Origin of the sequence: Campylobacter sp. JMF_06 NA1, from assembly GCF_027737785.1 — a bacterium.
Classification (GTDB): domain Bacteria; phylum Campylobacterota; class Campylobacteria; order Campylobacterales; family Campylobacteraceae; genus Campylobacter_B.
The window spans coordinates 253,251-274,764 of sequence record NZ_JAOVUA010000002.1 but is presented as its reverse complement, the minus strand read 5'-3'; the positions used below and the strand labels follow the sequence as shown (position 1 = coordinate 274,764).

Genomic DNA, 21,514 nt, shown 5'->3' with positions numbered 1-21,514 from the left:
TCGCCCTTATTTCTCTTCGATTTGCGATTTTAGCGAGCTTGCGATAGAAATATCGCTTGGATTGATATCGATTGTCTCTAATGCCTTGTCTTGGAAGACAAAGCCGATTTCTTTGGCGCCAAAACTTTTTGCTATGGTTTCGAGTGTGTCGGTTGCGGATTTGTGGATTTTGCCCCCTAAATCGTTTATGATTTTAAGCGAGAGTGCCTTAACCTCGTTTTTCGCGTCGTCGATTAGGCGGTTTTTGTCGCTCTCATCAAAGCTTGACCCAAAAATACCATTTAGCGAATCAGGCAGTAAAAACGGCAAAAGTTTAGAGTTTTGCTCGTCGTAAATTTTCATATCCTTAATCGAATATTTGTATTTGCAAGGTGGCATTTTGATCTCATATTTGTCCTCGCCACGCGGAATTATGCTAAATTCAGGGCTTAGCAGATCATAGACGAAATCTATCTCAAACTCGAAAATAATCGCAATCTGTTTTTTCGTCATCAATGGCGAAACTAGCGAGCCAAGGAAGCCATCAGCGACATTTTCTTTGCGCGTAACAATCTCTTTGGAATAAATTTTAAACACGCTTAGCTCGCCTATGCTTTTTAGCCGTGTAATATCCGTGCTAATCTCCGTTTTAGGGGTATTTGCGCCAGATTTTTTCATACGCAAAAACATATAAACCAAAATCACAAAAATTAAAAAATTTAAGATAAAAGCCAAATTTTCCAAATTTTATCCTTTCAAATTTCGCCTAAAACAGCTCTTTGAAATCATATCCTGCGCTTTTTAACGCCCACGCAATCTCCTCTTGGTGCGCCTTGCCCTTGGTTTCTAGCGTGATTGTAATCTGCGCATCTCCGTATTCGATCTCGGTCGAGAAGCGATCATAGTCGATTTTGACGATGTTTGCGTTCGCATCACGCAAAACATTTGTAAGCTTGGTTAGCGAGCCTGGTTTATCCACGAGCGTGACATTTATCGTCATTTTGCGGTGAGATTTGATAAGACCTTTTTCGATGATGATATTTAGCATCTGCACATCGATATTTCCACCACTTAAAATAATGCCGATTTTAGCGCCCTCTTCAAAGCTAAATTTATGATTTATTAGCGCAGCCACACCCACAGCCCCTGCGCCCTCGACGATGATTTTTTGATTTTCTAGCAGATACAAAATCGCGCTTGCAACCTCCTCATCATCGACTTGGACGAACTCATCGACGCTTTCTAAAATATGTTTTAGCGTAATCTCGCTAGTATCACGCACCGCGATACCATCGGCGATAGTGCGCACGCTCTGAGAGTTTATCGCCTTTTTGGCTACGAAGCTATCGTGCATAGCAGGCGCGCCCTTTGCGCCAACGGCGATGATTTTTATATCAGGGTTGATTTGTTTAGCACAGCTTGCCACACCACTGATTAGTCCGCCACCGCCCACAGGCGCTATGATATAGTCGAGATCTGCGACATCTTCTAGCATTTCAAGCGCGATTGTGCCCTGTCCTGCTTGGACTAGCTCATCATCGAAAGGATGGACAAAGGTAAGGTTGTTTTCCTTGGCGTATTCGAGCGCATAAGCGTAAGCCTCGTCGAAATTATCGCCTTTTAGGATAATCTCAGCCCCCAAAGCTTTCGTCCCACTGACCTTTAAAAGCGGAGTTGCTTCTGGCATGACGATTACGGCGCGCACGCCAAATTTTTGCGCACTCATCGCCACGCCTTGCGCGTGGTTGCCCGCACTCGCCGCGATTACGCCACGGCTCTTTTCATCTTCGCTAAGATGAGCGATTTTGTTGTATGCGCCACGAATTTTATACGCGCCTGTGCGTTGTAAATTCTCATTTTTTAGATAAATTTGCGCCCCATAAATTTCGCTTAACTTTGGTGCGAAAGCGAAGGGTGTCTTATGCACAAAAGCCGCTATTGTGCGCTTTGCTTGAACTATTTTATTTAAATCTACCATTTTTAGCCTTTCAAATTTTTATGCTCTATCATTATGCACTTGTTTTGGATAAAATTTACTCCATTTTTTTGGGCCAAAGAAGCCACTCTGTCGTTAAAAATGCCAAGTTGCAACCAAAGCGTTTTTGCTCCACACGCCAAAACATCGCTAAAAAGCGCATTTGCGAACTCGCCTTTTCGAAACATAACGACAATGTCGATTTTATCATTTATTTCTTTTAAATTTCTATAAACCTTCCTGCCTAAAATTTCATCAAATTTAGGATAAATCGGAAAAATTTTAAAATTTTGCGCGGCTAAATACTGCCCCACGCGGTTGCTTGGCTTGCTCTGATTTGGGCTAAGCCCCACGATAGCGATATTTTTGGCATTTCTTAAAATTTCACTTATCACGCTAACGCCCTTAAAATCACGCCACACTCGACATGATTAGTGTGCGCGAACTGATCGAAAATCGCGAATTTCTCCACTTTGTGCGTTTTGCAAAGATAGCTTAAATTTTGCTTTAAACTTTGCGGATTGCACGAAATGTAGATTATGTTTTTGTAATCTTTGATGAAATTTAGCACGCTTGCTTCAAGTCCTGCGCGTGGTGGATCTACCAAAATATGCGAAATTTCATAGCCTTGCAAATCTACCCCCTCTAAGCGGGTAAATTCGCGCTCTCCCCCAAATGCGCTCATTAGCTCATCTGCGCTTAGGCGCACAAATTTTATGTTTTTGGCGCCATTTTTTTGCGCATTTAAAAGTGCGTTTTTTATGCTGTTTTTGCTAATCTCGTTTGCCAAAATTTGGCGAAATTTCGCGCTTAGCGGGATTGTGAAATTCCCGTGCCCGCAATACATTTCAAGCAGATCTTTTCTAGCGCTTTTCTCATCGCCCACTGCGCCTAGCACCCACGAAATCATCTTTTCATTAACGCCTCTGTTTGGCTGTGAAAACGCCGTAGCTTCGAAAGTGTAGCGATAAATTTGTGTCCCTATTTCAAACTCGTCTTCTAAATTTTCCCTGCCAAAAACGAGCTTTTTCCCGCGCGATCTAGCGATTAAATTTAGCCCTAAATTTCTGGCTAAATTTGCCAAATTTGCCTCGATTTCTACGACATTTCGGTGATATAAAAGCACGCATAAAAAATCATTTTTCGTAGCGATAAACTCGGCCCCAAACAGCCTAAATTTTAAAATTTCATCATTTTGTAAAATCGGCAAAACTCTATCCATAAAGCTTTGGATTTTTTCATCTACGATAGGGCAGTTTTGCACGAAAACACGCTCTTTATCCCTGCCTCGCATGCTAAAATGAAGCTCCTCGCCCTCGTGGAAAATCCCAAATTCAGCCCGTGAGCGAAATGCGCTTTCTTTGGAGGCAAAAACCTCGATTTCGCCAGTATAAAACGGCGCAAACTCCGCGCTTATGCGCTCTTTTTTTAAATTTAACTGCTCTTTGTAAGGCAAATCATAAACGCAACTTCCACAAATGCCAAATTTATCGCACTTCACCGCTTACCTTTTTGCCTAAAATTCGTATCGCAAGCACGGTTACGCCAAGCCCAAAGACTAGGCAGACCCAAACATTTACCCCAAAGCTAGCTGGCAAAAACCCGCAAAGTGTGCTGATGATACCCACGACGATAGCGTAAGGTAGCTGAGTGCTGACATGCTCGATATGATCGCAACCTGCGCCCATTGAGGAGAGGATTGTGGTATCTGAAATCGGCGAGCAGTGATCGCCAAAAATCGCCCCTGTAAAAACCGAACTGATATTCAAACACATAAAAGCATGAAATTCATCGCCACTAAGGCCGTATTTCGCCCCCACAGAGGCAGCTAGTGGCACAGCGAGTGGAGTTACGATACCCATAGTGCCAAAGCTAGTGCCGGTCGAAAATGAAATAATCGAGCTTAGCACAAAAATCACGAGCGCAAGTAGCGCCATAGGGGTGCTCTCGCCTAGCAAATCCACAAGGTATTTTGAGGTGCCAAGCTCTTTTATCGTAGAACTTAGCGACCACGCAAAAAGCAGGATTAAAACGGTTGTGAGTATGGTTTTCCAGCCCCCAATCCAAATTTCAATCCCCTCTTTGATACCATAAATTTTTTGCCACAGCCCCAAAACTATGCCGATTATCGACGAAAACATAGCCGCCTGAAACAGCACCACGGAAGCGTCAGCCCCGCTAAATGCCGTTCTAATAGAAACGAAGGAAAACGGATCTGCTTGCACAGCCTTTAATTCCTCTTCGCCAAGCGCGCCAAGTCCGTTTGCATAAAACCCAATCACGCTTAGCACAATCATCGCTCCAAGCGGAATTAAAGCATTAATCTTGCGCGGTTCGATACCCTCTTTTGGGCTAAATGCTTGATCTTCTAAATTTGCAATTTTAAAGTCCCGTCCGCCGTTTTTGCCAGCGCGAGACGCCACTTCGGCGCGATACATAGGGCCAAATTCCCTCATCATCACAGCACTTGCCACGACAAAGAAAAGCATGTAAATATTATAAAATCTATACGGGATTGTCTCCACAAAAATCGTAAATGCGTTGATATCCTCGACGCCGATTTGCGCATACGCTTCCTTAATCGCCGAAATCTCAACCCCGACCCAAGTCGAAATCAGCGCAATTCCAGTTATCGGCGCAGCTGTCGCGTCGATGATAAAGGCAAAGCGCGCACGCGAAATTTTAAATCTATCCATTAATGGACGCATTATAGGCCCCAAAATAAGGGCGTTTGCGTAATCGTCAAAGAAAATGATAATTCCCATAAACCAAGTGTAAATTTGCGCCCTAACGCCAGTTTTTGCACGCTCGCCAAGCCACATTGCAATGGCTTTGGTGCCGCCACTTTTGGTAACTAGCGCGATAAGGCCTCCGATACACATAACTTGAAGCAAAATTCCAGCATTCCACGCATCAGCCATAGAAGCTACCATACGCGCACAAAGATCGGTAAATGCCACGACAAAGCCCGAAAGCACACCATTATCGTTCATACCGATGAGAAATGTCCCGCTTAACACGCCCAAAAATAGCGATAAAATGACATCTTTGGTGATAAATGCAAGAGCAATCGCCACAAGTGGCGGAATCAGCGTCAGTGCGCCATAAATGCTTGCATTTTTTTCAGCTGGGCTAAGCTCCGCGCCAAAGACAAAAAACGGAAGCAAAAAAATAAATAAAATCCTAAACATAAATTTCCCTTTTGTATTAGATTAGTTCGCTATATCTTCGAAATTTTCCTCTGCCAAGCTTCCCATGAAATCCCCATTATTCGCGCTTACACTAGGTTTAAGTCCGATAGATTTGAGGTATTCTTGGATCTTTTCATCGCCACCAAAAATAGCGTAATCAAGCGCGTTTAGCCCAGCTTCATCTACTCTTTTTTCATCTGCGCCGGATTTGACCAAAAGCTCGGTGATTTCTTTGTTTCCATGCAGTGCCGAATACATTAGCAAACTAGCACCCAAATCATTAAACGCGCACGCGTCCGAATACCCGCCAAGCGAAGCTAGCGCGCCCTTTTCGGTAGAGCCGATTTGGCGGACATTGACACTTGCATGGTTATAGACCATGAAATTTACCATTTCGTAGTTTTTGCTAGCCACAGCGTAGAAAATCGGGGTTTGTCCAAGTTGATTTTTGTGCGATACTTGCGCGCCTTTGGAGATTAGAAATTTAGCATTTTGTAAATTTGACATAGCGTAAAATAGCGCGCTATCGTCCCCGTCGTTAATCTTTGCCCCACGCGTAATAAGTGCGTCGATAAATTTCGTATCATATCCTAGCAAAAGTGCCAAATTTAGCGCACCGCTAAGGTCGTTTGTGCTGTAAGTGTCGCTGCTTAAAAGCACATTAAACTCATCTATATTTACCCTGTTTTTAAGGGCTAATTCGAGCTTATTATACGCGTCGATACTGCGATTTTTGGCCGCATATAGGGCAAATTCGCTCAGCACCAAATCCGCAATCTCACTAGCCTCGTTTGGGGATAAATTTGCGCTAAAATGGCTTTGCAGTGCCGTTTTTGCCAAATTTATCTCAGAGATAAAATTTTTGAAATTTATGAAATTTATAAATTTTTGCTCAGAGTAAAATTCTAAAATTTCTAGCGCATTTGCATACGCTGCGCCTAAATTTTTCTGCTTAGCCTCGCGCAAAAATCCCTCGCTATCCATGCCAGCCTGCGCTAAGACGCGTTCGAATTTTTTCTCATTTATGCTAGCTTCGTTTCCCACGCACTCGATACTCTCGCCCCTAATCGTCCTAGCTAAATTTTGCAAATTTCGCAAAAATGGAGCCTTTACAAGCGAGCCCTTGCAATCATAATCACTCAGCAAAAGTTCGCTAGGGCTTGGCGTGCTGGCAAAATAGGCTTTCGGATCTGCCTCGATATCGGCGCAGGTAGCCCCAAAAGCACAAATTGCGCCAAATATCCATAAAATCAAAATTCTTTGCATAACCAACCTTGTCAAATTTAACCCGCCATTTTAGCGAAATTTTGCTTATTTAAACTTATTAGCGCAAAACGCGCTAATTCGTGGCTTAGAGCGCGAAATTTTCTTCCTCGTTAAAATTTAAATAACGATAAATTTCGCTATTTTTGCCATTTAATTTCTCGCGCACTATCTCTTTGTATTCCCTCGCGCTAGGAATTCTGCCTAGCATCGCGCAAACAGCGGCTAGTTCGGCACTGGCTAAATATACCTTAGCACCCATACCCATGCGATTATCGAAATTTCTAGTCGAAGTTGAGACCACGACCGCATTATCTTTTACGCGCGCTTGATTTCCCATACACAGCGAGCACCCAGGCACCTCTGTGCGCGCTCCTACCGCGCCAAATACACTATACACGCCCTCTTCTTTGAGTTTTTTTTCGTCCATTTTCGTAGGCGGTGCTATCCAAAGGCGGGCTGGTGTTTGCGCGCTACCCTTTAAAATCTGCGCTGCGGCGCGATAATGCCCGATATTTGTCATACAGCTTCCGATGAAAACCTCATCGATATTTTTCGCCCTTGTCTCATCGGCTAAAATTTCGCTTAGCGTTGCGACATCGTCAGGGTCGTTAGGGCAGGCTAAAATCGGCTCTGTAATCTCACCCAAATCTATTTCAATCACTTCTGCATATTTTGCGTTTTCATCGGCTTTTAGAAGTGTCGGATTTTCTAGCCATTTTTTCATTTTTTCGCCCCTTCTAGCTAGTGCGTCGCTGTTTTGATAACCAGCTTTTATCATAGCGTCGATTAGAGCGATATTTGAGCGTATGTATTCGCACACGCTCTCGGTATTTAGCGCGATTGCACACGCTGCCGCACTTCTTTCGGCACTAGCGTCGCTTAGCTCGAAAGCCTGCTCGGCCTTTAAATTTTCAAGCCCTTCAATCTCTAAAATTTTGCCTGCAAATATATTTTTTTTGCCCTTTTTCTCGACGCTCAATAAGCCCTTTTTAATCGCATAGTAAGGAATTGCATTTACCAAATCGCGCAAAGTAATGCCCTCTTGCAACTCGCCTTTAAACCTAACTAGCACGGATTCTGGCATATTTAGTGGCATACTTCCAGTTACGGCCGCAAACGCCACTAGTCCGCTACCTGCTGGAAAGCTAATGCCGATTGGAAATCTCGTGTGGCTATCTCCGCCCGTGCCTACGCTATCAGGGAGCACCATACGATTTAGCCATGAGTGGATTACTCCGTCCCCTGGGCGCAGTGCCACGCCACCACGACTACTCATAAACGGCGGAAGTGTTCGGTGCGTGATAGTATCGCTTGGCTTAGGATAGGCTGCCGTGTGGCAAAAGCTCTGCAACACGAAATCTGCGCCAAATCCAAGGCTAGCAAGCTCTTTAATCTCATCGCGCGTCATAGGGCCTGTGGTGTCTTGCGAACCCACAGTTAGCGTGAGTGGCTCGACATACATACCAGCTCTCACGCCCGCCATGCCACAGGCTTTACCGACGATTTTTTGCGCGAGGGTGTAACCTGCGCTCTCGTCAAATTTAGGTTGCTCTGGTCTAGTAAAAATCTCATCATCGCCTAAGCCTAGCTCTTTTCTAGCCTTAGCGCAAAGCCCTCTTGCGATGATTAGCGGGATTCGCCCGCCGGCTTTGTATTCATCGAAAATCGTATTTGGGCTCAGGCTAAATTTGCAAACGACCTCGCCGTTTTTAACAATCTCGCCCTTGTATGGATAAATCTCGATTTCATCGCCCATTTCGAGATTTTCCACACTCGCTTCGATTGGCAGAGCACCGCTATCTTGGGCTGTGTTAAAAAAAATCGGCGCGATGACCGAGCCTATGATTACACCGCCTGTTTTTTTGTTTGGGATACCATAAATTTCCTCGCCGATATGCCACTGCACGGAATTCACGCCACTTTTGCGACTACTTCCAGTGCCCACGACATCGCCCACATACACGACCTGCCTACCGCCTTTTTTAAGCTGGGCGATTGTTTCTAGGCTACCGGCTTGGCGTTTGCTAAGCATGCTTAGAGCGTGAAGCGGGATATCAGAACGCGTGAAAGCCTCGCTAGCAGGGCTTAAATCATCTGTGTTTGTCTCGCCAGCGACCTTGAAAACCACACCTTTGATACACTCGCTCAGAGGTTTTTTCGCCCTAAACCACTCCATATTCGCCCACGCTTCGAGCACAATTTTTGCGTGAGCGTTGCCCTCTTTTGCCAGCCTTGCAACCTCTGCGAAATAATCATGCACAAAAATCGTCCTGCCAAGAGCCGCTGCTGCGCCCTTTGCGGTGGCTTCATCTGCGCTTTGTAAGGCGCGGATTAGCTCGATCACGCTGTATCCGCCAAGCATGCGCTCTAACATCACAAAAGCCTCATCTTTGCTAATGCCAGCCACGCTACAATCGCCGTTTATGATTTCGCCCAAAAACTCGGCCTTGATTTTAGCGGCATCATCGACGCCCGGGTTAATGCGTGTTTTTAAAATTTCGATTAATTTTTCGCTCGGATTGGTTTTTAGTATTTCGCATAACTGCTTGGTTTGCTCGGCGCTAAGTGCTAGTGGCGGGATACCTAGCTTCGCGCGCTCATTTACGCTGGATTCGTAGTTTTGTAAAAAGTCCATATTTTGCCCCTTTTTGGTAAAATTTCGGACAATTTTACAATAAATTTGATTAAATAGTTAAATTCGCAGGAATTTTAAATTTGCACTCATTGTAAGAAATTTGCGTTAGCAAAATTCAAAACAATTTAAATTTTAAATTTTCGCAAATTTTAGTCTAATCGAATTTAGCACCACGGTTACCGAGCTAAAACACATTGCAGCTGCGCCAAACATCGGTTTTAGCAAGACACCCCACAAAGGATATAAAATTCCAGCCGCCACAGGTATGCAGATGAGATTGTAAAAAAACGCCCAAAAAAGGTTTTGTTTTATCGTCGTCATGGTTTTTTGCGACAAATTTATCAAATAAGCCAAATTTCGCAAGTCATTTTTGATAAAGATTATATCTCCTGCACCCTTGGCGATGTCGCTGCCTGAGTTCATCGCGACGCCTATGTCTGCGGTTTTGAGTGAGGGAGCGTCGTTTATGCCATCCCCTACAAAAAGGACTTTTTCGCCGTTTTTTAAATTTGCGATAAATTCGTATTTTTGGCTTGGCAAAACTTCGCTGATGATCTCATCTACGCCTAAACTTTTGCCGATGAAATTCGCCGTTTTGGCGTTGTCGCCTGTTAGCATTATGGTTTTTATGCCTTGATTTTTAAGTGCCTTTATGCACTGCTTTGCTTCATCTCGCAAAATGTCGCTAAGCGCCACAAAGCCCACGAATTCGGCATTTATCGCTACAAAAATCACGCCAAAGCCATCGCACAAAAACTCGTCTGCATTTTTTGGCGTTTCAAATTCCACGCCGTTTTCATTTAAAAGCTCTTTATTTCCCGCTAGTAGCGTAAATTCGCCGTTTTGCGCCTTTATACCACGACCCAGCAAACTCTCAAATTCTCCGTCAAATTTAGCAAATTTAAGCCCTTTTTCTTTTGCAAATTTCACAATCGCCCGTGAAATCGGGTGTTCGCTAAGCATTTGCGCACTGGCGATTAGTGCTAGATTTTCATCGCTTAAATTTGTAAAATTTACCGAAATTTCGCCCCTGCTGAGTGTGCCTGTTTTGTCAAAAACGGCGATTTGTGTATCTTTTAGGATTTCTAAAACTTCCGGGTTTTTCACCAAAACGCCGTTTTTAGCGGCATTTGAAATAGCGCAAACTATCGCAATGGGCGTAGCCAAACCCAAAGCGCAAGGGCATGAAATAATCAAAACGCAAATCGCGCAAAGTAAGCCGATATGGGCTTTTCCTGCGATTAGCCAAATCACAAACACGCAAACGGCGATAAAAATCACGCTTGGCACAAAGATATTTGCGATCTTATCGGCAAAGCGAGAAATCGGCATTTTTTTGCTTCCTGCTTCGCTTAGCAAATTTTTGATTTCAGCCAAAACGCTTTGGTGCGAAAATTTGGTGATTTCGACCTGCAAAATTCCCTCTACACTCACGCACCCAGCATTTACCATGTCGCCGACCTTTTTAAAAACAGCTAAACTCTCGCCGGTTATTAGGCTTGTATCGATTTCGGCTTCGCCACTTATGACCACGCCATCGCCCGGGATTTGCGCGCCGTTTTTGACTAAAACTTTATCGCCCGGTTTTAGTTCGTTAGCTAAAATTTCACTTGTCGTGCCGTCTGGGTTAATCAAAACCGCCTTTTTTGGGCTTAAATCGATAAGTTTTTTAATGTAGTCGTTCGCTTTTAGTTTGCTTCGCTCTTCAAGGTATTTTCCTAGCAATATGAAAGCGATTATCATCGCTGATGAGCTAAAATATAAATTCGCCCACTCGTTTCCGCCCTTAAAATGGACAAAAATCGCACTTCCTATCGAATACAAATACGCCGCAGACGAGCCAAGAGAGACCAGCACATTCATATCGTAGTTTTTGTTTTTAAGTGAGCCTACCGCGTGATAAAAGAAATTTTTGCCACAAAAGCCAAGCACGACGGCGCCCAGCACAGCGCAAATCGAAGCTTTTACGGCGAAGCTGAAATTTGATTTCATCTCAATTAGCATTATAAAACACGCTAAAATCACGGCTAAAACGAATTTAAAAAGCATATTTTTTAAATTTCGCGCCTTTTTGGCTTCCAGCTCTTCGTAGTTTGTGGCGATTTCATAGCCTAGTTTTGTTATTTTGGCTTTGACGGCGTCTAGGACGGCTTCATTTGCGACTTCAAATTCGCCGATCCCAGCTGTGAAGCTTACATTTACGCTTTCTACGCCCTCAATCTTGCGTGTAACTCGCTCGATTGCGTTCGAGCAATTCACGCAGGTCATTCCGACTATGTTTAGGTTAAATTTTTGTGACATTTGCGATTAAATTTTGGTTGCGCTAAATCCCAAATCGTCCATTTCGCTAAGGAATTTTTCCACCTCATCCGCGCTTAAATTTACGCTTACGACCTTGTTTTCGACATCGACACTAATCTCGCCAAACTCCTCAGCTAGGGCATTTTTGATAGTATTCGCGCAGCCATTGCACATGATTTTTGGTGCGCTAAATTTCATAGTTTGTTTAAAAGACATATTCGCTCCTTGAAAAAATTATTTTGCGATTATATATCAAAATTTACAACATTTGTCAATCCTAAATCCACTACCCCTAAATTTAAGCCAAATTTGCTATAATCAGCCTTTTTATACCAAATTTTAAGGATAATTTATGGGACGAGCGTTTGAGTATAGACGAGCGGCAAAAGAGGCTAGATGGGGAAAAATGAGCAAACTTTTCCCAAAACTTGGCAAGGCAATCACAATGGCAGCCAAAGAAGGTGGCGAAGATCCTGAAATGAACGCCAAACTTCGCGCTGCAATCGCGACTGCAAAGGCGCAAAACATGCCAAAGGACAATATCGACGCGGCGATTAAACGCGCCAGCGGTAAGGATAGCGCAGAGATCAAGACCGTATTTTACGACGGCAAAGCCCCACACGGCGCGCTTGTCATCGTCGAGTGCGCCACAGACAACCCTACGCGCACGGTTGCAAACATAAAATCAGCCTTCAACAAAGGCAAGGGCGAGTTTTTGCCAAGCGGAAGTTTGAAATTTATGTTTTCCAGAAAGGCAGTTTTTGAGACGAAATTCCCAGATGGCGCAGATATCGAGGAGCTAGAACTCGAACTAATCGACTTTGGATTAAGCGAAATCGAGGTAAATGAGTTTGAAAACGACAAAGGCGAAAGCGAAAAAACGCTAATCATCTACGGCGAATACGAAAATTTCGGCACTCTAAATGAGGGTATCGAAAAGCTAGGTTTGGAGCTAATTAGCGGAAATTTGAAATTCATCGCCAACGACAAACACGAATTCAGCGACGAGCAAATCGCCGATATCGACGCGCTACTAGACCGCCTCGAAGACGACGACGATGTGCAAGCAATATATACAAATATCGAATAAGGAGCAAAAATGGAAGAGTTAAAAGTCTATGAAATCGACGAAAGCGCGCTAGCAAAGCTAAAATTTGCCATAATCCACACGGATAAAGGCGACATGACGCTAGAATTATACGCAGACGAGGCACCTCAGGCTGTGACAAATTTCGCCACACTCGCAAACTCAGGCTTTTATAAAGGGCTAAATTTTCACCGAGTTATCCCAAATTTCGTAATCCAAGGTGGCTGCCCTTACGGCACTGGCACAGGCGGTCCTGGCTGGCGCATAAACTGCGAGTGCGTAGGTCAAAAACACCGCCACGAGCGTGGTTCGCTAAGCATGGCGCATGCTGGACGCAACACAGGCGGAAGCCAGTTTTTCGTCTGCCACAGCGCGCAACCGCACCTTGACGGCGTGCATACGGTATTTGGTAAGGTCGTGGATAATGCAGGATTAGCCGTGCTTGACGCGATTAGAGCCGGCGATAAAATCCTAGATATCGAGATCAAAGAAACTCTATAAATGCTAAAAATCGGCACGGATATTACCCAAATTTCCCGTATCGTAAGACTTCGCGAAAAATACGGCGCGAAGTTTTTGTGTAAAATTTTGCGCAAGAGCGAGCGGGAAATTTTCGTGCGCGATGAGAGTATCGCTGGGGCGTATGCCGCCAAAGAAGCTCTATCTAAGGCGCTTGGCGTGGGTATTGGAGCGAAATTTAGCTTCAAAGACGCCAAAATTTACAAAGACAAATTTGGTGCGCCAAATTTTAAATTCACAAAAAAACTAAAAAAGAAATTCCGCATAAAAGCCTCGTCGCTTTCGATTACGCACGATAACGGCGTCGCAATCGCCGTAGTAGCAATAAACACAAAATGAAAGCTATTTTAGAGCTTATTGTATGGCTTTGCAAAGCGATAGAATTCGAACTTGATATATTTTCTATCATCAAAAATAATCGCCCAAAATTCGACAAAATTTGGCTAAAAGAGGACTTTGGCGAGGTCTTACGAGCCACTCACAAAGCGCACAAAAAATGCCAAAAACTCCTTGCAATGGAGTTTTGCTTTTGGCTTTTTACCTGCATAATCGGTCCTTTTTCAACCTTTTATTTCAGTGAAGTCTTCCCAAAAAACTCACTCATATTCGCCGCAATTTTCCCTGTGTTAATTTTTTTATCGTGCGTGCATTTTTGTAGAGCAAGTGTGTTTTTTGGCGATTACAAGAAAATTTTTAAGCAAAATTTCATCACCCAAATCATCAAGGATATAAATCCGAATTTTGCCTGCCAGCGTGGGAATTTTGATTTATCAAATTCTGGAATTTCACAGTATGATAACACGCACAAGGAAGATTTTATCAGCGGTGATTATGGTGGCGTGAAATTTGAACTTGCCGAATTTTACAGTGGCGATAGCTATAAGAAGCGAAATGGTGCGATTTTTGTCTGCGAATTTTACAAAGATTTTAAATTTAATCTAAAAATCGAAAATAAAAAAATCAAACTTTTTCACAACGGCGAAATTTTGGATAATGTCGAATTCAACGATATTTTCACAGTATCTGCCACCGATAAAATCGAAACACGCTATCTACTAAGCCCAAGCTTCATGGAAAGATTAACCCAAATTGCCAAAAATCCCAATTTTGGCATTGTAAGCGCCGCATTTAGCGAGAATAAATTTTATGTTTTTATGGAAAACGGCAAAGATTTATTCGAACCATATATCTTATACACCCCAGATTTCGACCTTGCCAAATACTACAAAAGGGAAATTTTAGCCTTGCTTTGCATAATCGATGAGCTAAATTTAAGCCTGAAAATTTTCCCAAAATCTACTTAAAATCCACATTTCGCAGATAATCATACAGGCTTAGCACGCTCAAAAACAGCGTCAGTATCGCAGGGCCTAGTATCACACCCCAAAACCCAAAGGTCGAAATCCCAGCTAGCATTGAGAAAAAGATTAAAATTTCGTTGATTTTGGCGGGATTTTTGACAAGGCGCGAGTTAATAAATTTAATCACAAGTGGCTTTACAAAGCTATCAGCGATCGTCGAAATCATCACCACACAATAAATCAAAATGATAAGCGCACCGCTCGTCGAACCCCCGATAAAGACGATTAGCGCGGTAGGCACATACACGAGCGCGCCACCGATTGCAGGGATTAGCGAACAAAATCCAAAAATTACGCCCATTAACATAGGATTAAATCCATAAATTCCAGCGATAATCGAAAACAAAAGTCCCTGCAAAATAGCATTGAAAATAGTCGAGTATAACACCACGCTCATCGCATTTGCCGTCTCTGCAAAAACATAATCGAGCTGTTCTGATTTGATTGGAACGATTTTTTTGATAAAGCCCGCAATATCGGCGCCGTAAAGGTATGCAAAAAAGCAAAAAATGATGATTAGCACCATATCTGCGACAAATTTTAGGCTTGATTTTCCAGCAGCAGAAAAATATGAAAACGCCTGTTTGGCGGTGGCTGCGATGTCTAGGTTGCCCAAAAATTCCTTGATTTGCGCCTCAAATCCATTTAGTGCCTTTGGAAGCTGAATATCCATATTTTTGGCGTTTTCGACCATTAAATTTAGGCTAGAAATGTCAAAATGCGCGATATTTTTCGTAATTTGCGTGCCAGCATAGATAAATGGCACAAACAGCACCACGCACAGCACAAGCGTCGTCAAAATCGAGCCCAAAACACGCTTATTTCGCACTAATGAAAGTATTTTTATATGCAAACCAGATGTCGAAATCGAAATCAAAACCCCAATCGCAATCGCCAGCAAAAACGGCGAAAACAGATAAATCACGCAACAAAACAGAAATAAAATTATACCGATGAAAAAAATCTTGCTCGTTTTTGCGTTTTTTGCCCTAGCTTTGCCTAGCGGTTCGCCCTTAGAATCGACGATATTAGGGCGTGAGTGTGAAAGCGCGTCTAAATTTTCGTTATTTGCCAAATTTTATCCTTTAAATTTCAAAAGGGGTATTTTATAAATTTAATTTTTAAATTTCAAATTTTACGCCAAATTCTTTCAAAATTCACTGCCCGAGTTATAAATACTGCGCCGAAATTTTACCTCTCTTAAAATTCTGTGAAAACAAAATCAAACTAAATTTTAAATTTAAAAAGATAAAATTTCGCATTTTATTCAAGGAATTTTTATGAAAAAAATATTGCTGTTTTTATCTCTTGTGGGGCAAATTTTTGCTTTTGATAAAACTGAATTTGCAAAAGAACTTAGCAATTTAGACGCAAACAACTCTACCCAAACACAAAAATTGCTAGATTTGAGCCGGAAGTGGCAAGATGAAAATATAGCAAATTTAACAAAGCTCAAAACCTTGAAAAATCAAGAATTTGTAGAATATTTTCTACTAGATCAAAGGCTAAATTTTTTACTTATTGCAACTCAAACACAAAATCAAAACAAATTCGATAAGACCTTAGAATTTTACAAAGAGTATTTGCAAGAAAAAGTCGATTTTCTGCTCTCAAACGGCACGGAAAATTTAGCCAAATTTAACGAGCTAGAAACCTGCGTAGGCGATCCATGCGGACACCCAACCGAAGTGCTAAATCTAGCTGGCATATTGCAAGCTCTGAAAGAAATGCAAAATGTAGATTTGCAAATCGTCAAAAAAATCAGCGCCCAAGCAGGCAAAGACTACAAGTCTTATCTATACGAACGCTCATTTACAGAGCAAAAATCCCAATTATTAGAACTTTTGCATGAAAAGAGCTTGGAAGCGCATTTTGAGGCTTTGGCTACATTTAGCAACAAAAACGAAGAGATAGTAAGTGGCTTTCACAACTACTTTTTTTATCAATATTTAACAAGACTTTATACGGCTCAATTTTACGCTGGATTTTTGATTTATGATGATAAAAAACACGGTATTGGGTTAAATGAAGTTAAAAAGTATATAAAATTACACCCCGAAATTTGCACCATTTACCCAGAATTTTTGCGAAAAGAAATTGCAGAATTATGCAAATAAGATTATCGAAATTTAAAAGAAAATTCCGCGGCAGTATTTGGGATTTGCGAAGCAAAATTTTAAAATTTTGCCTATTTTACAATGATTTTAGCCGAATTTGCCACTGAAATTTCGCCCCTTTTAAACTCATTATAAATCACGGCGCAAAACTCATCATCTCGGTTTATCACAAGCCACATTTCATCTCCACTTTTGCGCTCAAACTCCGCACAAACCACGCTTCCCACACGCAAAGGAAGCGAGACGCCACTCATAGAAGCAGGCGCGCCAAACTCGCCCTGCGCGATATAATGCGTGGTGAAATCTTGCACAATCGCTCCTATGCTGAGCTTGGCACGATTTGCTTCTAAATCCATTTTCGCCGCCACTTGCGAAAGCGCCGTGCTCGCGTTTGCGCACTCTTTGGCTGTTTTTTTGGATTTGTTTTTTATGCCTTTGCACTGCGCCACTCGCTCTTTGGCTGCGCTTAAATTTGCCCTGTAATAATCCACGCTTTTTTCGCTTTCGCAGCCCAAAAAAACGGCGCAAAACGCCACAATAGCGCAAAATTTTATGAATTTCATTTTTAGCCTTTTTGTGAAATTTGAAGAAAGATTATAGCGAATTTGGGGTTAAAATTTGCTCGCCAAAACGGCGAGCATAAAAGGAGAACTATTATTATTTATCCAACAAGCAATCTCATATCGGCCTCAACCGAGCTAATGCCCGCAATGCCGAAGTTTTCGACCAATACCTTTGCTACATTTGGCGATAAAAACGCTGGAAGTGTAGGTCCAAGGTGGATATTTTTCACGCCAAGATATAAAAGCGCTAAAAGCACGATAACCGCCTTTTGCTCATACCAAGCGATATTAAACGCTAGTGGAAGTTCATTTATATCATTTAGACCGAAAATTTCTTTTAATTTCAAAGCAATTAGCGCAAGTGAGTATGAATCGTTACACTGACCAGCGTCTAGGACACGCGGGATTCCGCCGATATCGCCAAGGCTAAGCTTATTGTATTTGTATTTCGCACAACCTGCGGTTAAAATCACGGTGTCTTTTGGCAAAGCTTTTGCAAACTCAGTGTAATACTCCCTAGATTTCGCCCGTCCGTCGCACCCAGCCATGACGACAAATTTACGGATTGCGCCTGATTTTACCGCTTCTACAACTTTATCTGCAAGTGCAAAAACTTGTGCATGAGCAAAACCGCCTACGATTTTACCACTTTCGATTTGTGTCGGTGGCGCACAGGTTTTGGCCTGCTCGATTATGGCGCCAAAATCCTTATTTTCGCCGTGTTCGCCCTTAATGTGCAAGCAACCCTCCACGCCCACAGCACCTGTCGTCCAAAGTCTGTGTTTGTAGCTCTCTGGCGGGATTATGACGCAGTTTGTCGTCATCAAAATCGGTCCGTTAAATTTCTCAAATTCCTCTTTTTGTTTCCACCACGCATTACCGTAATTTCCGATGAAATTCGGATATTTTTTGAAAAACGGATAGTAGTGGGCTGGAAGCATTTCAGAGTGTGTATAGACATCCACGCCACTGCCTTGTGTCTGCTCCAATAGCATTTCTAAATCGCGCAAATCATGCCCTGAGATTAAAATTCCTGGGTTTTTCCCTACGCCGATATTTACTTCGCTAATCTCAGGATTGCCGTAAGCGCCTGTATTTGCGCTATCTAGCAAAGCCATGCCAGATACGCCAAATTTGCCAGTCTCCATGGCAAGAGCGATTAAATCATCAACGCTTAGGCTATCATCAAGGGTTTTTGCCAAAGCCTCTTGGATAAAAATATCAATGCTCTCATCTTCCTTATTTAGGGCGTTCGCGTGTTTCATATACGCAGCAAGTCCCTTTAATCCATAAGTGGTAAGCTCTCTTAGGCTTCGTTTGTCCTCATCAGCCGTGCTTAAAACGCCGACTTCTCTTGCTTTTTGTGCAAATTCGCTCTCATCTCCCTCCCAAAGGGCAAAGCTTGGCAAATTTGAACAATCGCCTAAATTTGCGATAAGCGATTTTTTCATTTCTAGGGTTTTTTTGATAATTGCGATAATCGCAGGATTATCGAAATTTGCGTTTGTGATAGTTACGAATAAATTCATCGTTACTCTGTGATTTACCTCTTTTGCTACGCTTTTACCCTGCGCCCTTAGCGCACAAGCTACGCTAGAAAGAGCTTTTGTAACCCACACTAGCAGATCTTGCATAGCTGCAACTTCTGGCTTTTTGCCACATACACCGCTAATCGTGCAGCCTGTGTTTTTGGCCGTCTCTTGGCATTGGAAACAAAACATATTTTCCATAATTTCTCCTTTGAAATTTGAAATTCAAGGCGCATTATAATATAATGCAAAATTAATTTCTGTTGTTATAACAACAAAAAGGCAAAATTTATGAATTTATCCAAAACCATACTTTTTAACGGCATAAGCGAAGATGAGATTGCAGATTTGCTCCCTTGCTTGGAAGCACAAAGGGCGAAATTTGCCAAAGATGAGATAATCTTTCGCTGTGGGGACACCACTGCGAAAATCGGGCTCGTGCTAAGCGGGAGCGTGGATATTGTCGTAAATTTCTTGCGTGGAAATAGCAATATTTTTGGGCGTATTACCAGAGGCGATATATTTGCTGCAAACTACGCCATAAGCGCAAAACCCCTAGAATGCGATGTCGTAAGCGCAGAGCCAAGTGAAATTTTATTTTTAAATTTGCGCAAAATTCTAACTTCTTGTGCCAAAAATTGCCCCTATCATCACAAAATCATCTATAATCTGTTTAAAATTTCAAGCAACAAAAACCTAAATCTCTCAGCCCGTATGATGCACACTGCGCCCAAGACTATACGAGAGAGATTGCTTTCTTATTTTGGTGAGCAAGCACTCAAAAACGCAAGCGCCAGCTTTTGTGTGCCGTTTTCTAGGCAGGGGCTGGCTGATTATCTAGGTGTGGATCGAAGCGCTATGTCAAACGAACTTAGCAAAATGGCGAAAGACGGACTAATAAGCTATGATAAAAACGAATTTCGCCTGAATTTTGATATTTGAAATTTTTTAAAATTTGCAAAATTTTGCGTTAAATTTTGCAAATTTAACGCAATTTAATCAAAAAGTCCCCGTTCATCGGGGCTGGTTTCGTATCCTAGGACTGATTTTGCGCGCACGCTCATAATGCGGCCTTTGGCTGCGCTTAAATTTGCCCTGTAATAATCCACGCTTTTTTGCTTTCGCAACCCAAAAACACTGCGCCCAGTATCGCCAAAACGCAAAAATTTATAAATTTCATAATTTGCCTTTTAAATTAATTTAAAAAACATTATAATATTTTTATGCAAAATTTAAAACTATTCTAAAATTTTTCTTTTTCCATGAAGCGTTTTAAAACGGCTTTTATTTGCGTCGTAAAATTCGCCGGAAATATCATTATACGGCTCATCGACTGATGATTTTATCCCCATAATGCCACTTATGAAATTAAATATCAAATCATTTGTAAAATACTCGTTTGCATTGGCTTTGATTTGTGCAAATTTTTGCGAATTTAAAGCTATCCAATCATCGCTAAAATACGCAAAAAACGGGATTTGCGCCATATCCATAGTAAAATTTGAGCTATCGTGCTGATAAAGCATATCCTCGCCGTGATCAGCGCAATACACAAGCGCCTTGAAATTCGGCATTTTGCGCACTTTTTCGTAAATTTTTTGCACTATGAAATCATTATAAAATACCGCATTGTCGTATTTTGATTCAAATTTTACAAAATCTTTTGGATACCTTGCTTCGTATTTCCAGTGTGCGCCCATAAGGTGCAAGATAAGAAGTGTTTTATCCCCGAATTTCATCTCATCGATTTTTGGCAAAATTTTCTCATCATACGGCTCTTCTGGGCGATGAAATCTATCTGTGCCTAGCGCAGTGAGCCAAAATTTTTGATTTGCGCTAGCAAAAAGCATAGAAAGTGGCGAGCCATAAATGCCGTGTTTTGCTTGATTTGAGATATATATAGTTTCAAAATTTGCCATTTTTGCCAGTTCTATTAGGCTAATAGCCTTTTCTTGCGGGATTTCATTGTATTGATTTCGCGCTGTCATAAACTGATAAAGCACATGGATTGTGAAGCTGTGATTTGAAAAGGCATTTGTGAAAAATACTGAGTTGCCTTGCTTTGCAAATTCGCGCAAAAACGGCGTAGTATCGTGCTTGTAACCATACACACTCATGTGATTTTTGTTTTGGCTTTCGCCGATGACAAGGACATAAAGAGCCTTTTCATCGCTAAATTTTAAATTTTTTACGCCACTAATTCGCTCGTTTTCGTTTTGCTTAAATTTGTCTAGGCTTTGCAAAAATTCATTTGCCTTATCTAACGATATGGCATAAATTTGCATTTTTCTAAAATTAAATTTAGTAAAAATATCAAATGCCAAAAGCACGCATATAGCCACTTTTAATACTGCGCCGAAATCAAATTTAACGAAATTTAATCGCTCAAAGTTAGAAAAAATGACAAAATACGACAAAATAAAAAAAGCAATGATTAAGGGCAAATAAAGGTTAAATTTCGTGTTTAGGTATTCTATGGCTTCGCCTGGTTCGCTTTGGAGTATCGCTATAAGCGAGTATTCGTTAAAAACTCCGCCTGTTTGCGAAAAATACACTAGATAAAATGCGCTAGGAATTATCATCAAAACAAAGAGCAAAATTCGCGCTATTTTGAATTTAATCAATCTAAAAACTATAAGTAAAACAAAAGCCAAAATAGCAAAAAAGGCGAAATTTAGACTAGGACTACGATTTATTAGCAAAGAAGGTGTGGTAAAATTTAAAAACAGCGGAATGCTTATGAGTAAAAAGATAAAGCAAAATTTCTTAAAAAACGCCCTTTCATCGCGCCAAAGCCCCCCCCAATGGCGATGAAAGCACTCACAAAAATCATATCTATAAAGAAAAATTTAACTATATTTATTGCGACTGGCATACCCTTAGCTAGGACATACGCAAGTGATACAAATAGCATATACGAAAGCGCAAAAAGCACGAAAAAATTAAGTGAATTTACTCGTAAATTTATAAAATTTAAATCTTTCAATCTCC

Annotated in this window: 21 protein-coding genes; 6 read left to right on the top strand and 15 right to left on the bottom strand. The window is 41.8% G+C overall.

What is annotated here, in order from left to right; genetic code table 11:
* Nucleotides 1–6: 6 nt before the first annotated feature.
* From OFO07_RS04165 to OFO07_RS04125, 9 genes are all read right to left on the bottom strand, one after another.
* Nucleotides 7–723, bottom strand: a complete 717-nt coding sequence (locus tag OFO07_RS04165) for a DUF4230 domain-containing protein (RefSeq protein WP_270871040.1) — start codon at nucleotides 721–723, stop codon at nucleotides 7–9.
* 22 nt (nucleotides 724–745) lie between these two features.
* Nucleotides 746–1,957, bottom strand: a complete 1,212-nt coding sequence (gene ilvA, locus OFO07_RS04160) for a threonine ammonia-lyase (RefSeq protein WP_270865286.1) — start codon at nucleotides 1,955–1,957, stop codon at nucleotides 746–748.
* 2 nt (nucleotides 1,958–1,959) lie between these two features.
* On the bottom strand, nucleotides 1,960–2,376 hold the full coding sequence (locus OFO07_RS04155; protein ID WP_270871039.1) for a CoA-binding protein: 417 nt from the start codon (nucleotides 2,374–2,376) through the stop codon (nucleotides 1,960–1,962).
* Nucleotides 2,346–3,455, bottom strand: coding sequence for a tRNA (uridine(54)-C5)-methyltransferase TrmA (gene trmA, locus OFO07_RS04150; protein WP_270871038.1), 1,110 nt, complete (start codon nucleotides 3,453–3,455; stop codon nucleotides 2,346–2,348). Before trmA ends, OFO07_RS04155 begins: the two co-directional genes overlap by 31 nt.
* A complete protein-coding gene (locus OFO07_RS04145) occupies nucleotides 3,442–5,145 on the bottom strand; it encodes a Na+/H+ antiporter NhaC family protein (protein WP_270871037.1) in 1,704 nt (567 codons plus the stop codon). Before OFO07_RS04145 ends, trmA begins: the two co-directional genes overlap by 14 nt.
* Before the next feature lie 21 nt (nucleotides 5,146–5,166).
* Complete coding sequence (locus tag OFO07_RS04140) at nucleotides 5,167–6,411, bottom strand: ankyrin repeat domain-containing protein (RefSeq protein WP_270871036.1); 1,245 nt, start codon at nucleotides 6,409–6,411, stop codon at nucleotides 5,167–5,169.
* A gap of 85 nt (nucleotides 6,412–6,496) precedes the next feature.
* The gene (locus tag OFO07_RS04135) at nucleotides 6,497–9,046 is read right to left on the bottom strand and encodes a bifunctional aconitate hydratase 2/2-methylisocitrate dehydratase (protein ID WP_270871035.1); all 2,550 of its coding nucleotides are present in this window, start codon (nucleotides 9,044–9,046) and stop codon (nucleotides 6,497–6,499) included.
* 132 nt (nucleotides 9,047–9,178) lie between these two features.
* Complete coding sequence (locus tag OFO07_RS04130; protein ID WP_270871034.1) at nucleotides 9,179–11,347, bottom strand: heavy metal translocating P-type ATPase; 2,169 nt, start codon at nucleotides 11,345–11,347, stop codon at nucleotides 9,179–9,181.
* A gap of 6 nt (nucleotides 11,348–11,353) precedes the next feature.
* Complete coding sequence (locus OFO07_RS04125; protein WP_442867887.1) at nucleotides 11,354–11,563, bottom strand: heavy-metal-associated domain-containing protein; 210 nt, start codon at nucleotides 11,561–11,563, stop codon at nucleotides 11,354–11,356.
* A 136-nt stretch (nucleotides 11,564–11,699) separates the two neighbouring features.
* On the opposite strand from OFO07_RS04125, the gene OFO07_RS04120 reads away from it, so the two are divergent.
* The 4 genes from OFO07_RS04120 to OFO07_RS04105 are packed head-to-tail and all read left to right on the top strand — an operon-like array spanning nucleotide 11,700 to nucleotide 14,257.
* Nucleotides 11,700–12,437, top strand: coding sequence for a YebC/PmpR family DNA-binding transcriptional regulator (locus OFO07_RS04120; protein WP_270858167.1), 738 nt, complete (start codon nucleotides 11,700–11,702; stop codon nucleotides 12,435–12,437).
* A 9-nt stretch (nucleotides 12,438–12,446) separates the two neighbouring features.
* Complete coding sequence (locus OFO07_RS04115; RefSeq protein ID WP_270871033.1) at nucleotides 12,447–12,935, top strand: peptidylprolyl isomerase; 489 nt, start codon at nucleotides 12,447–12,449, stop codon at nucleotides 12,933–12,935.
* A complete protein-coding gene (gene acpS, locus OFO07_RS04110; protein WP_270864444.1) occupies nucleotides 12,936–13,292 on the top strand; it encodes a holo-ACP synthase in 357 nt (118 codons plus the stop codon).
* On the top strand, nucleotides 13,289–14,257 hold the full coding sequence (locus tag OFO07_RS04105; protein WP_270871032.1) for a DUF3137 domain-containing protein: 969 nt from the start codon (nucleotides 13,289–13,291) through the stop codon (nucleotides 14,255–14,257). Before acpS ends, OFO07_RS04105 begins: the two co-directional genes overlap by 4 nt.
* Here the strand turns inward: OFO07_RS04105 and OFO07_RS04100 are convergent.
* Nucleotides 14,250–15,389, bottom strand: a complete 1,140-nt coding sequence (locus OFO07_RS04100) for an AI-2E family transporter (RefSeq protein ID WP_270871031.1) — start codon at nucleotides 15,387–15,389, stop codon at nucleotides 14,250–14,252. The two genes, OFO07_RS04105 and OFO07_RS04100, sit on opposite strands and share 8 nt — an antisense overlap.
* Before the next feature lie 205 nt (nucleotides 15,390–15,594).
* Here OFO07_RS04100 and OFO07_RS04095 point away from each other — a divergent pair, with 205 nt between their 5' ends.
* Nucleotides 15,595–16,431, top strand: coding sequence for a hypothetical protein (locus tag OFO07_RS04095; protein ID WP_270871030.1), 837 nt, complete (start codon nucleotides 15,595–15,597; stop codon nucleotides 16,429–16,431).
* A gap of 71 nt (nucleotides 16,432–16,502) precedes the next feature.
* Here OFO07_RS04095 and OFO07_RS04090 read toward each other — a convergent pair whose 3' ends face one another.
* Both OFO07_RS04090 and hcp read right to left on the bottom strand, forming a co-directional pair.
* Nucleotides 16,503–16,994, bottom strand: coding sequence for an EexN family lipoprotein (locus tag OFO07_RS04090; RefSeq protein ID WP_270871029.1), 492 nt, complete (start codon nucleotides 16,992–16,994; stop codon nucleotides 16,503–16,505).
* Nucleotides 16,995–17,092: 98 nt separating this feature from the next.
* Nucleotides 17,093–18,724, bottom strand: coding sequence for a hydroxylamine reductase (gene hcp / locus OFO07_RS04085; RefSeq protein ID WP_270871028.1), 1,632 nt, complete (start codon nucleotides 18,722–18,724; stop codon nucleotides 17,093–17,095).
* A gap of 90 nt (nucleotides 18,725–18,814) precedes the next feature.
* Here hcp and OFO07_RS04080 point away from each other — a divergent pair, with 90 nt between their 5' ends.
* A complete protein-coding gene (locus tag OFO07_RS04080) occupies nucleotides 18,815–19,465 on the top strand; it encodes a Crp/Fnr family transcriptional regulator (protein ID WP_270871027.1) in 651 nt (216 codons plus the stop codon).
* 53 nt (nucleotides 19,466–19,518) lie between these two features.
* Here the strand turns inward: OFO07_RS04080 and OFO07_RS04075 are convergent, their stop codons facing one another.
* The 3 genes from OFO07_RS04075 to OFO07_RS04065 all read right to left on the bottom strand — a co-directional run bounded on the left by OFO07_RS04075 (nucleotide 19,519) and on the right by OFO07_RS04065 (nucleotide 21,509).
* Entirely contained in the window at nucleotides 19,519–19,686 is a 168-nt protein-coding gene (locus OFO07_RS04075) for a hypothetical protein (protein ID WP_270871026.1), read from the bottom strand.
* 75 nt (nucleotides 19,687–19,761) lie between these two features.
* Nucleotides 19,762–21,177 carry a phosphoethanolamine transferase gene (locus tag OFO07_RS04070; RefSeq protein ID WP_270871025.1) on the bottom strand — a complete coding sequence of 472 codons (1,416 nt, stop codon included), beginning with the start codon at nucleotides 21,175–21,177 and terminating at the stop codon, nucleotides 19,762–19,764.
* 83 nt (nucleotides 21,178–21,260) lie between these two features.
* Nucleotides 21,261–21,509 carry a hypothetical protein gene (locus tag OFO07_RS04065; RefSeq protein WP_270871024.1) on the bottom strand — a complete coding sequence of 83 codons (249 nt, stop codon included), beginning with the start codon at nucleotides 21,507–21,509 and terminating at the stop codon, nucleotides 21,261–21,263.
* Nucleotides 21,510–21,514 lie beyond the last annotated feature (5 nt).

Bases quoted from the DNA above. Each gene is read 5' to 3' on its own strand.
- OFO07_RS04135 (WP_270871035.1), bottom strand. From the start codon at position 9,046: ATGGACTTTTTACAAAACTACGAATCCAGCGTAAATGAGCGCGCGAAG.
- ilvA (WP_270865286.1), bottom strand. From the start codon at position 1,957: ATGGTAGATTTAAATAAAATAGTTCAAGCAAAGCGCACAATAGCGGCT.
- OFO07_RS04090 (WP_270871029.1), bottom strand. From the start codon at position 16,994: ATGAAATTCATAAAATTTTGCGCTATTGTGGCGTTTTGCGCCGTTTTT.
- OFO07_RS04125 (WP_442867887.1), bottom strand. From the start codon at position 11,563: ATGTCTTTTAAACAAACTATGAAATTTAGCGCACCAAAAATCATGTGC.
- OFO07_RS04115 (WP_270871033.1), top strand. From the start codon at position 12,447: ATGGAAGAGTTAAAAGTCTATGAAATCGACGAAAGCGCGCTAGCAAAG.
- hcp (WP_270871028.1), bottom strand. From the start codon at position 18,724: ATGGAAAATATGTTTTGTTTCCAATGCCAAGAGACGGCCAAAAACACA.
- OFO07_RS04105 (WP_270871032.1), top strand. From the start codon at position 13,289: ATGAAAGCTATTTTAGAGCTTATTGTATGGCTTTGCAAAGCGATAGAA.
- OFO07_RS04145 (WP_270871037.1), bottom strand. From the start codon at position 5,145: ATGTTTAGGATTTTATTTATTTTTTTGCTTCCGTTTTTTGTCTTTGGC.
- OFO07_RS04080 (WP_270871027.1), top strand. From the start codon at position 18,815: ATGAATTTATCCAAAACCATACTTTTTAACGGCATAAGCGAAGATGAG.
- OFO07_RS04130 (WP_270871034.1), bottom strand. From the start codon at position 11,347: ATGTCACAAAAATTTAACCTAAACATAGTCGGAATGACCTGCGTGAAT.
- OFO07_RS04140 (WP_270871036.1), bottom strand. From the start codon at position 6,411: ATGCAAAGAATTTTGATTTTATGGATATTTGGCGCAATTTGTGCTTTT.
- OFO07_RS04095 (WP_270871030.1), top strand. From the start codon at position 15,595: ATGAAAAAAATATTGCTGTTTTTATCTCTTGTGGGGCAAATTTTTGCT.
- acpS (WP_270864444.1), top strand. From the start codon at position 12,936: ATGCTAAAAATCGGCACGGATATTACCCAAATTTCCCGTATCGTAAGA.
- OFO07_RS04120 (WP_270858167.1), top strand. From the start codon at position 11,700: ATGGGACGAGCGTTTGAGTATAGACGAGCGGCAAAAGAGGCTAGATGG.